This window comes from Streptomyces sp. NPDC096310 (genome assembly GCF_044763125.1).
Classification (GTDB): Bacteria; Actinomycetota; Actinomycetes; order Streptomycetales; family Streptomycetaceae; genus Streptomyces.
The window spans coordinates 438,020-448,549 of record NZ_JBIWFO010000003.1 but is presented as its reverse complement, the minus strand read 5'-3'; the positions used below and the strand labels follow the sequence as shown (position 1 = coordinate 448,549).

Here is a 10,530-nt window from a genome sequence, read left to right as displayed (position 1 = left end):
GACCGACCACCACCGGCACGGGGACCGACCCCACCGGGGACCGGGGACCGACCACCACCGGCACGGGGACCGACCCCACCGGGGACCGGGGACCGACCACCACCGGCACGGGGACCGACCCCACCGGGGACCGGGGACCGAAGGTCTCTCCGCACGAGCGCGGGCTCACGAGGGCCGGGAGCAAGGGCGAGCAGCGTGGCGGTCGAAGCCCTCAAAGGCCGCGTCCGAGGCGCGAGCCGGAGCAGTCCGTGGCCCAGATCGTCCGTGAGGTCAGCCCCCATGTCCCCGCCCTGCTCGCGCGGGACGGCAACGAGGCCGTCACCCGGGCACAACTGCGCGAGATCGTGCGGCGCGAGGGCCTCCCCGGCGGCCGGAACGACCGACTCGGCCTCGTCCTCCAGCGCTTGCGGGCCGATACGACCACCAAGACGACAAGGAGCACAGCCCGATGAAGACCTGTCGCCGCTTCGCCGTGATCCGAAGGGAGTTCGAGCGGGAGATCACCTTCCTCACCGCCCACTCAGCACGGCATGCCGGCCGCCCGACCGCGAAGTCCAGCGCGAAGTACGCCATCTCGGCGAAGCATCGGATGGCCCGGGCGCTCAGCGGCCATGTCGGCCGCTGTCCCGAGTGCGGCGGATAAGCACAAAGACACAGCACACAGGCTCTTCTTCCGACCGGTGGCCCGGCCCGACGCCGGGCCACCGTCGCCGCCGTTCCAGGAGGTACCGTCATCGACTCCCGTATCGCTCACTCGTCCGTGCCGACGAACGCCGAGGTCAGCGCCTGGGCGAACGTCCTGGCCCGCCGCCGGCTCCTGCACGCCGCGGTCCTCACACCGTGCGGCCAATGGCTCGTCCAACACCGTCTCCGCACCACGGGGCCCGACACCCAATGACGAACACGGACGAGACCAACTGCACCCCGAACCGCAAGTCGGAACTCAACTCGGTCCTGGGGCGAGCAAGTTGGGGCGGAAGCGTAGCTTCCGCCGAACCCGCCCCCGAAGGGGCGGGAGAGGACCTGCACCGGGGGGCGCAGGTCCTTCGGGCTTCGACCGGGGGCGGATCGAAGCCGGATCAGGAGGAGAAGCAGACCGACCGCCGCGCTCGCCGACAGCGCGCTCCTCGCTCCCGTCAGCGTCCCCGCCAGCCGCCCGAGAAGAAACGCCTGCACCAGCCCAACACGCGTTTCAACGAAGAAGAGTTCGCTCTGATCAAGTCCGCCGCAGCCCAGTGCAATCTGTCCGTCGCCGGCTTCCTCGCCCGCTCCGCGCTCGCCGCCGCCCGCGACCTCGACCGAACCAGTACCGAGATCGCCGACGAACGCGACGTGATCACAGCCCTGTTCGACAGCCGTCGTCGGCTCGGCTGGGCAGGCAGTAACCTCAACCAGGCAGTCAAGGCGCTCAACTCCGGTGCCGAGGCTCCCCAGCTCAAAGCGGCGATCTCCGCCGTACGGCGTGCCGCCGACACCGCGCACGCAGCCGCCACACGACTGATCGAGCACTACGGCTCATGATCCCCAGCGTCAACCCGTCAGGGTCAGACACCAGAGGTCTCCTCTACTACCTTTATGAGACCGGCAAATACGAGGACCACACCGACCCCCACCTCGTCGCCTCCTTCGACGGCATGTCCCCCGACCCCGGCCGTGACCCGAACGTCACCCTCAAGGACCTCCAGCAGCTTCTGGACCAGCCCATGATGGCGCTCCCCGAGCACGCCCGACCGGCCAAGCACGTGTGGCACACCTCCGTCCGCGCGGACCCCGGAGACCGGATCCTGTCCGACGAGGAGTGGGCCGGCATCGCCCAACGCATCGTCGCCGCCACCGGCATCGACCCGGGCGAGGGACAGCCCGGCTGCCGCTGGGCCGCCGTACGGCATGCAGACGACCACATCCACATCGTCGCCACCCTCGTCACCGAGGACGGCCACCGTCCCGACGACTACCGCTCCGGCACCCGAGCACAGGCCGAAGCCCGGCTCATCGAAAAGGAACTCGGCCTCCACCAGGTCGCTCCCGGCGACGGCACCGCCGCCCAGCGGCCCACCAGTGCAGAACGCCACAAGGCCAAGCGGCAGGGACGCGAGCGCACCGCCCGCGAGGAGCTGCGTGAAACCGTACGACGTGCGGTGGCCGGGGCGGGGAGCGACGAGGAGTTCTTCGACCGGCTCGCCGCCGCCGGCCTCCTGATCCGCAAGCGCGAGGCCCCCTCCGGTGACCTCCTCGGTTACAAGGTCGCCCTGCCGGGCGACCGGAACAAAGACGGCGAGCCGGTGTTCTACCCCGGCGCACGCCTTGCCCCCGACCTCTCCTTGCCCCGCATCCGGGAGCGCTGGTCCCGCGTCCCCCAGGACCAGGAAAGCCCGGCCCTCCCGTCGGACCGCACTGTCCGTACCGAGCGGGGCGGCCCAGCCATCGCCCGTCGAAGGACCGCGTCGGCCGCATGGCAGGCCGTGCTCGTCGTCGAGCAGGGCGGCGACTCGGCCGCAGCCGCCTCCATCGCGTCGGCCGGCGAGGTCCTGGACGCGCTTGCGAAAACCTCCGCCGCCCACACGCGGCGTGAACTGCGCGACGCCGCCTACACCTTTGAGCGCGCCTCCCGCTCCCGTGTCCGCGCCGAGCGGGGTCACGACCGGGCGCTGCGGCAGGCTGCCCGCGACCTCGTCCACGGCGGCCCCGCCCTCGGCCGGGGTGAGGACGGCGCGGCCACCGCGATGGCGATCGACATGATGTTCTTCCTGATCACCGCCACCGTGCACTGGCACGCCAAGAAGGGTCACGCTCAGCAGGCCGCCGCCGCCCGCCAAGCCGCCGAGCATCTGCGCGCCGCCTACCAGGCTGCCGCCACCCGGCCCCTCTCCGCGCTCCATCAACGTGGCCGGCGCCTGTCCCTGCCCGTGCTCCAGCGGCAGGCGGAGGTGCTGCGCGCGACGCTGCCGGACCTGGCCGAGAAAATCCTCGCCGAGCCCGGCTGGTACGCCCTGGCCGCGACCAGTGCCGATGCCGAAGCGTCCGGTCATGACCCCGCTGTGCTTCTGTCCGATGCCGCCCAGCGCCGCGAACTCGGCACCGCCGAATCGGCAAGCGATGTCCTCGTGTGGCGGATGCGGCGCATGGCCGATCTGTCCGCCGACACCTCGGCGATCCCCGGGAACGGCGCGGTCAAGGGCCCGTCTCCGTCGCGCAGGGTAAGGTCCCGGCCCGTCATACCTGGCCGGCACCGTGGCGGGGAGGAGGCCGCGGGCAAGGCCCGGTGATTCTCCGCGGTCCGTCCGGCGAGAGCAGCGAATCCGCTGCTGCCCCGCCCGCAGCTGCAGCATGCCCGTATGCCACACCGGGCCCGGCAACCTGCTGGCCAGCGCATCGAATCGCGAGCACCGGCGCACACATACGCAGGAGAGATACGAAACACATCCGCCTCGCTTTCCCCGAAACGACTGTTGAGTCGGTGAATTGAAACCGTCGGCGGCGTAGGGCACGATCAGTGACGCGAGCAGGACAGGGCATAGGAGGACACAGGGTGTTTCACCGGATACGCCGCCGGGCGGCGGAACTCAACGAGGCAGAGGGCCAGTTCTTCGAGCTGTCGGCACGGCTGCAGCAACCGGACTCGCCGGAGGCCGAGCGGGTGTGGGCCGAGCTGGAGCGCGGCAAGCAGTTCGCCGCAGTGGACGACTTCCTTCCGCCGGAGCTGCGGGTGCCCAGTCGCGACCAGCTCGGCGGCATGATGATGCCCTGGACGCAGCCGCTCGTTCTCGACGGCGAGATGGTCGCTTGTTCCGAGTGCGGCGCATACCGGGACTGGCTCATCCTCTGCACGCGCGACCAGGTCTGGCTGCGCTGCCGGGCCGGTCATCAGCAGTTGGAGACGCGCCTGGACACCGCGTGGTACAACCGGAACTCCGGGCCGACGGTCTCGAGGCATGCTACGTTCGAGGACTGTCTGCGCCACCACGGACACTGACCACCAATCCTACGACCCCCACCGGGCCCGCGGGCTCGGGTACTGATCACCCGTCACCTAGCACCAAGGGGTCAGTACCGCCATGCGCGTTCGTATCACCGCCACCGTCCTGGGCATCAGTGCCGTTCTCTTTGCCGTGCCCGCATGCTCCACCGACACCAGCAACGCTCAGCCCGGCGCAGCCTCCTCCGCTCTTGCCGGGAAGACGGTCCAGCCCGGCCAGAATGCCGTTCCGCTGTCCTCGGCGGCCCTGAAGACGCGTCTGCTCGACGAGCGTGACCTCGGCAGCGGCTATCTGCGCAAGCCGGAGCGTGTCACCCGGCACGACGACGTCACCGTCGTCGGCTGCCCGGCTCTGAACGAGCTGGGCGGCGACGCGGCGACCGGCTCGCTCACCTTCCCGCGCAAGGCGAAGGTCACCTTCACTTACATCGGCAGCAGCAACTCGGAGGTCTCCGAGGAACTGTACAGCGACAGTGCGAGCACGTTGTCCGACGGCATCGACCGGATCTTCGAGGCCATGACCGGCTGCCCCACCTATCAGGTCGTCGCGGGCAGCACCGTCATCGACATGGCCACGCGGAAACTGACCGCACCCCCCCAGCTCGGTGACGAGCAGTGGAGCCAGCTCCTGACGTTCTCGGTCAACGGCCGGAGCACCGTGGTGAAACAAACAGCGATCCGCGACGGCGGCATGCTGCTGATCGTCTCGGGCTCACCGGCACTCGTCGACCGTCACCTCGCCAAGGCCCTCACCAAGGCGGCAGCGGTCGGCTAACCGGCCCCCGCATGCTGCCTCCGTCCACGATGGTCGGAGGCAGCAGCACCTGGCGCGCACGAACTCCGCCTGGGAAAGCCGGAAGCCCGACCCTCACGGAGAGAGGGCCGGGCCGCGCGCGTGTGGGCGGTGGGCTGACAGGCCGGGTATCAGAAAGCGTCGGCCCGCCAGACCCGGCCTTCGGCGGCGCGCGCCCGACGGCGCTCCATGGCCCGCCGTCGGCCACGCTGGCGAGGATGAGTCACCGCCCCACGAAACAAATAGCAGGTACAGCCACGGCTGGCGTACCGACACTCGTGTCCGGCATAGCGGCGGGTGGACTTCGCAAGCATGCGGACCATGGGGATGCTCCTTGGATTTCTGTGTCCGGGCAGGGCGTCGGTGGCAGACAAGAGGCCCTAGCTGGCCGGCGCGCGCAGGAGCCGCTCGCGGGTGGCTTCGGGCAGCACCCGGCGCAGGACGGGCGCGGTCGAGCTGAGGGAGGCGGCGAACGCGGCCACCAAGTCGTGCGGGACGCTGGTACCGAAGGACGCCGCCCACAGGTACGGGGCGCCGGGGGCGGGCTCGGACCATGCCTGCCATCCGACGGGGCCCGGCTCGCCGGCCCCGGTGGTCAGGGCACGGGGGTCGCCGTCCTGGATGAGAGGGGGCACCTCGCCGAGGCTGAAGTGCGAGGTGAATGCGGGGTCCACCGCTGCCGCCTGGAGCTGGCCGGAATCGCGGAGCCAGCCGTGTGCGGCGAGGGCGTCGAGGACCATCTCGGGGCCGGCGAGCGGCACGGCGGGCTCGTCGCGGGCGTCGAGCGCGGCGAGGAAGTCGGCCACGGCCTCCCCGGGGACGGCCGGGGTGAAGTAGGCCGACCACGCGGTCAGCGGACTGCTCGTGTCCGCGCGGGCCGAGACCTGCCAGGCGATCGGCCGGTCCCCCAGGAGGAACGGCTCGTCCGCCAGGCTCCACTGGGCCCAGCGCAGGGAGTCGGGGCTGATGTGCAGGACCGTGCTGCGCAGGACCTGGCGCTCCTCCGGTGCCTCGTTGGGCTCGTGTCGCCCGCGGACGATCGTCAGGCTCGTCCAGCCCAGACCGGCGAGCGTGTCGGCGACGGTGTCGTAGAGGCGTCCGTCGTCCCCGGCCAGATGCCGGGGACCGACCCAGCACGGGGCACCGTTCGGAACGGACGGGTCGAGGGGGAAGTCGGGGTACAGGGCGCCTCCAGGGGCTCGGTGCGGTTCTACTGGCCGTCGGCGCGGCGGCGGGGGCGGCGGGGCGGCGCCTGGGCCGGCCCCTGCCAGGCGAGGGCGACAGCGACCTCGGGCGGCAGATGGCCGAACTGCGTGTCCTCGTCGGGCCCTTCGGCGAGATAGACCACGGTCCGACCGGTCTCGTCCACGGACTGCACCACCTGTGCGAGGCGATGCGCCATCGGGAAGAAGGGGTTCATCGCCTGCCGTACCGGAGCGCTCCGGTCGCAGCCGGACAACAGGTCGATGAGATCGGCAACGGTCATCTCCGTGTGAGCCACGGGCAGCCTCCTTGTACGGGGCAAACGGTGAGCGGTGGTCCCGGCCGGGTCGCTGTCACTGCGCACGGGTCGTCCACGATCAGGTTGAGGGGCCTACGGACAACTCGCCCATCCCTCGCATGGGCTGGCCAGAACTGAGCTGCCACTTGCGGCAGTACCAGTGCTCCGACAGTGGCGAAGCGGCCGGGGCCAGAGAAGATCCCCACCACCGGTCATCGCCTCTTCGACCTGGGGATCCTTGCAGAGTTGTCTACGTTGACATGACCTCCCACGCGTTGGCCAGCCTTTCCCCGCTCTTCCTTGTCTGCCCCGGGCGAACTGCTGCTCCTGGATTCCCGCGGGATCCCATATTTGATTTCGCCGTTTTGCGCGAAAGTGCATTCCAGCCGCATGCGCCTTGGCGTGTTCGGCTGTCGTGCCGCACAGCAAGATCCGCCATCCGCCCCGGGTACGGCGGCATATTCGCCGCCACAGCACAGCACGAATCGACCAAGCACTCGATCCCACAAGTGAGGTCCATCACAGTAGCCACCGAGCCACCGGCTGCCACTTCCCCTCACCGGGGGCCCTGACCAGCGGTTATGAGTATTGACGCTTTTAATTTGACAAAAACCCCCTATGGGAGTAAAGAAGCGATTGCCTGAGGTGCGATAACCTCCCCGCATGGCACTGGAAATGCAGATCGCGACCTCCATCAGCCCCCTTTTCGGCTCGCTGACGGTGTTGTTCGCCGTAGCCCTGATACACCCCGAACCGCAGGTGAGAGCACGGGCCGAGCGACTCCTGAAGGTGATCTTCCACGCCCGGTAGTCAACCGAGGATGTTCCACATCACCCCCGACGCCGCGCACGATTCGAACATATAGGGAGCTTAATCTCCTTATTCGTTTTCTCGCCCCATGGCAGGCAAGGGACTGCATAGCAATGCCCCCGGAATGACTCCGGGGGCATTATGCGGTGAGGAATAGGGGTCAGTTTTCGGTGGAGCTGTCGTCGGCAGCATCGTCCGTACGGCGACGGGTGGCTATCAGGGCTCCGCCGACGACGATGAGCAGTCCGGCGCCGCCGAGCACCCACGGGGCGGTGTCCGCTCCGGTGTTGGCGAGGGCTCCGCTGGGTGTGGGGGCCCAGGTGCTGGCGGTCGGCTTGTCCGGGGTCGGCGTGGGGGCGGAGGGGGCCTGCGGCGCGGTCGGGGAGTTGTCGTCGCCGGGCTTGTGCGGCGGCAGGGTGTCGGTCGGCTGGTGCGTGGGTTCATGGGTGGGCTTGTCCGACGGGTCGATGCTCGGCGCTGTAGTGGGGGACTTGGCGTTGGTGAGGGTCACCGTGACTGGGGCGCCGGGGCCGGCGGTGAACGTCTTGGCGGGCTTGTAGAGGCCGTAGCCCTCGGGGGCGGTGACCTGCCTGGCCCAGAATTCGATCCTCCGGCTCGTGACGGGCAGTTCTCCGGTGGCTGTGCCCTGCGATCCGGTGGTGAGGGTGAGCAGGGTTTCGCTGCCGGTTCCGATGTTCACGGTGGAGCCGGGCAGGAGCTTGCCGGTCTTGTGGTCCTTGGTCTGCAGGAGGATCTTGGCGGCCTTGAACGGGTCGGTGATCGTCAGCCGTGTTGCCGCTCCAGGGGTGACGATGATGTCCTGGTCGGCGACGACCTCGTGGTGCGGGCTGCCGGAGGCGGTTTCCTTGAGCCGGTAGACGCCCGGAGCGAGGTCGGGAAAGGTCAGCTTTCCCTGAGGGTCGGTTGTCCCCCGCCCGGCTTCCTGTCCGTCCGCGTCGAGGAGAAGGAATGAGGCTCCCGCGAGGAGGTCTCCGGCTGGGTCCTTCTTGGTGATGACGACCCTGCCTGCTTCTGCGGCGAGGGAATCGCCGGGAGCGGTCGAGGGGGCGGGCGTCGGTTCCGCAGACTGGGCGACCGCGGTTGGTGCCCAGGGGAGAGTGCTGGTCACCACGGCGGCGAGGGCGGCGGACCGGACTGTGCCGCGGACGAGACGAGCGTGCACGAGAAGAGGAACTCCTTGATCTGACGATGGTGAAAGTCAGCGGCAACGGCCCGTACCGGGCCCCAGCCCCATACCTGGGGGAGGCTGGGCGGCGGGCGGGACGCGGGGTGGCTGCTTGGTCGCCGTCGCGTAGTAGAGGTTGTGGCGAGTGTTGAGGGGCACGTCCTTCACTGTGCGGCTCAGCGGCTCGGTGGAGATCAGCGAGACGGTGAAGGCCGCGACGAGCGCGGTGGGCGTTCCGGGAGTGATGTGGGCCTGCCACTGCGGTGCGGCCAGGGAGCCGCCCCATATCCTCCACGCAGGGTCGTGAGAGCGGGTGGTGGCGTACTGGTGGCGTACGCCCGCGAGGCCGTCGGGTGCGAAGAAGGTCTGGGTGCCGTCGGCCTTGAGGTGGTGGCTCCAGCCGCGGGTGAGGAGCGGTACGTACGCCTCTTGTGCTGCTGTTTCATCCTCGAACAGCCCATCCCGGTCGCCGTGGCGGTCTTCCATGTAGAGGTCGAAGAGTTCGACGTGCAGATCCCGCAGCAGCTCGACGGGGGTGGTGGTATCGAATCTCATCTGCCAGACGGGAGTACTGGAGGGGGCCCGGTGCGCGCTGAGGGTCCATGTGCCCCTGCTGGGCTTGTCGGGCTGCGGATAGTAGGTGGTCTGCAGCCGCAGGCAGGGACTGAAGGCGGCGGCCGTACCCTCCTCGGACTGGGCGAACGGCCACCCCTCGGAAAAAGGGAAGTCCCACACGGTACGAGGATCGACAAAGCCGGGTCCGGCCAGGTGACGTGGGAGAACCTTCACCTTCTGCGCGGGATCAAGATTCTTGAACGGGTCGGTCGGCAAAGGTCTCCTGTGGGGAAGGGCGTGCGTTGCGCGGGGGCGGAGGGCTCAGCGTCTGTGGCCGCTGTTCCGGGCAGTCGGCAAGGAGGGAGCCTGGCTCTCGGTACGGTGCGCTGCGCGGTTCGGTGCCGGGGTTGGCCATGCGCCGGGGAACCAGACACCGGTGTACTGCTGGATGGCGTCTCGTAGTCCGTTGGTGTGAGCGCCCGACCACGGCACCCAGTCGGGCCTTTCCCGGAATTCCCTGACGTTGGCGTACCCCGATTGCCCTGGGGTGCGGCGAGTGTCGCGTCGCGGTGGTCGAAGGTCTTGTGGTCTTCGAACCGCAGGATTCCGGTGTCGAGCGTGCCCAGGTCCTGGTGGATGAGGGCGAGGCGCAGGCCGTTGTACTCGTGGTCCCATTGGGTCCGGGCGAAGTCGATCCGCAGCCGCAGTGGGCCGTCCGGTACAGGTGTGGCGTAGTAGGTGTCGCCGACGACAGCCCTGTCGGTGAAGGGGAGGCCGAGTTCGGCGAAGAACTCGCGGGCGTGCATTGCCATGAGGGTCTCCCGAGGGGGTCAGCGGCGCGGCCCGGGCAGGGCGGGGCGGCTGGTGGTGCTCCAGCGCGGCACGCTGGGGGCGGGGAGCGCAGCCGGGCGGCGTGATGCGGCGGCCCGCTGTACGTCGAGCGGGGTGGGCACGGGTGGTTGTGGCGGGAGGATCGGGGTGAGCTGGGCGCCCTTGGCGTAGCTGAAGGTTTCCTCTTGCCACCGGGGCAGCGGGGCCGGGTCCGAGACGCACTGGGTGACGGCGGTGAGCAGGGCGACGGGTGTGTCGGTGCTGGCCGTGGCGTACCAGGCGGGCCGGTCGATGGAGTTACCGGCCCACAGGTGCCAGCGGGCGGTGCGGCTGGTCAGCTCGGCCTCCGGATCGAGGGGGCCGGCGGTGAACTCCAGTGCGGCAAGCCGGTCCGGGGACCGGATCGCGAAGACGCCCGGCTCGGGTTGGTCGAATTCCCAGCCGCGGTCGATGAGCGATGTGACCGCGAGGAACGGATCATGGTCCTTGTCCGCCGGGGTCGGTGTGGCGAGGTAGGCGTCGGGTCCCTGTTTGTACGCTGCCGCAAGCTCGGTGGTGAAGGCGCGGACGAACTCGGTGGGGGTGTCGTTGTTGAAACAGACGCCCCAGGCCGGCGCGTTGAACAGTTCGTGGTGGGCTTTGTAGGCGTTGATGCGCCACAGCCCGTCGTCCTCCCCTTCGGGGAGGTAGCCCAGGCGGACCCGCCGGTCGGGGGCGTTGACGTAGGCGTTGCCGAGGTCGTCGTGCTCTAGGTCCCAGCCGAGGTCAAGGAGCGGGGCGAGGGCGGGGACGCCGGCGGCGGTGCTGCGCGCGAGGTAGCGCGGGAAGATGTAGACGTCTCCGTCGATGGTGCGATGGTCGTCGTCGAGAGGCATGTG

At 69.5% G+C, this 10,530-nt stretch carries 11 protein-coding genes and 1 pseudogene; 7 read left to right on the top strand and 5 right to left on the bottom strand.

Annotated features, from left to right (window positions below; genetic code table 11):
- From ACIQ7D_RS10360 to ACIQ7D_RS10335, 6 genes and pseudogenes are all read left to right on the top strand, one after another.
- Positions 1 to 452 (top strand): annotated as a pseudogene (locus ACIQ7D_RS10360) (hypothetical protein); the annotation flags it as partial.
- Positions 449 to 643: a hypothetical protein gene (locus ACIQ7D_RS10355; protein ID WP_403935804.1), complete on the top strand. Its 195-nt coding sequence runs from the start codon at positions 449 to 451 to the stop codon at positions 641 to 643. The pseudogene ACIQ7D_RS10360 and the gene ACIQ7D_RS10355, both read left to right, overlap by 4 nt.
- Before the next feature lie 251 nt (positions 644 to 894).
- Positions 895 to 1,521, top strand: a complete 627-nt coding sequence (locus ACIQ7D_RS10350) for a plasmid mobilization protein (protein ID WP_403935802.1) — start codon at positions 895 to 897, stop codon at positions 1,519 to 1,521.
- Positions 1,518 to 3,266: a relaxase/mobilization nuclease domain-containing protein gene (locus ACIQ7D_RS10345; protein WP_403935800.1), complete on the top strand. Its 1,749-nt coding sequence runs from the start codon at positions 1,518 to 1,520 to the stop codon at positions 3,264 to 3,266. Before ACIQ7D_RS10350 ends, ACIQ7D_RS10345 begins: the two co-directional genes overlap by 4 nt.
- 263 nt (positions 3,267 to 3,529) lie before the next feature.
- Positions 3,530 to 3,973: a hypothetical protein gene (locus ACIQ7D_RS10340; protein ID WP_403935798.1), complete on the top strand. Its 444-nt coding sequence runs from the start codon at positions 3,530 to 3,532 to the stop codon at positions 3,971 to 3,973.
- A gap of 82 nt (positions 3,974 to 4,055) precedes the next feature.
- Entirely contained in the window at positions 4,056 to 4,751 is a 696-nt protein-coding gene (locus tag ACIQ7D_RS10335) for a hypothetical protein (protein WP_403935796.1), read from the top strand.
- A 398-nt stretch (positions 4,752 to 5,149) separates the two neighbouring features.
- Here ACIQ7D_RS10335 and ACIQ7D_RS10330 read toward each other — a convergent pair whose 3' ends face one another.
- Both ACIQ7D_RS10330 and ACIQ7D_RS10325 read right to left on the bottom strand, forming a co-directional pair.
- Positions 5,150 to 5,953, bottom strand: a complete 804-nt coding sequence (locus tag ACIQ7D_RS10330; RefSeq protein WP_403936103.1) for a DUF317 domain-containing protein — start codon at positions 5,951 to 5,953, stop codon at positions 5,150 to 5,152.
- Positions 5,954 to 5,979: 26 nt separating this feature from the next.
- Positions 5,980 to 6,270: a hypothetical protein gene (locus tag ACIQ7D_RS10325; protein WP_403935794.1), complete on the bottom strand. Its 291-nt coding sequence runs from the start codon at positions 6,268 to 6,270 to the stop codon at positions 5,980 to 5,982.
- 663 nt (positions 6,271 to 6,933) lie between these two features.
- Here ACIQ7D_RS10325 and ACIQ7D_RS10320 point away from each other — a divergent pair.
- Entirely contained in the window at positions 6,934 to 7,080 is a 147-nt protein-coding gene (locus tag ACIQ7D_RS10320; protein ID WP_403935792.1) for a hypothetical protein, read from the top strand.
- Positions 7,081 to 7,240: 160 nt separating this feature from the next.
- Here ACIQ7D_RS10320 and ACIQ7D_RS10315 read toward each other — a convergent pair whose 3' ends face one another.
- From ACIQ7D_RS10315 to ACIQ7D_RS10305, 3 genes are all read right to left on the bottom strand, one after another.
- Positions 7,241 to 8,263, bottom strand: a complete 1,023-nt coding sequence (locus tag ACIQ7D_RS10315) for a SpaA isopeptide-forming pilin-related protein (RefSeq protein ID WP_403935790.1) — start codon at positions 8,261 to 8,263, stop codon at positions 7,241 to 7,243.
- A gap of 36 nt (positions 8,264 to 8,299) precedes the next feature.
- A complete protein-coding gene (locus ACIQ7D_RS10310) occupies positions 8,300 to 9,001 on the bottom strand; it encodes a DUF317 domain-containing protein (RefSeq protein WP_403935788.1) in 702 nt (233 codons plus the stop codon).
- Positions 9,002 to 9,651: 650 nt separating this feature from the next.
- Entirely contained in the window at positions 9,652 to 10,527 is an 876-nt protein-coding gene (locus ACIQ7D_RS10305; protein WP_403935786.1) for a DUF317 domain-containing protein, read from the bottom strand.
- Positions 10,528 to 10,530 lie beyond the last annotated feature (3 nt).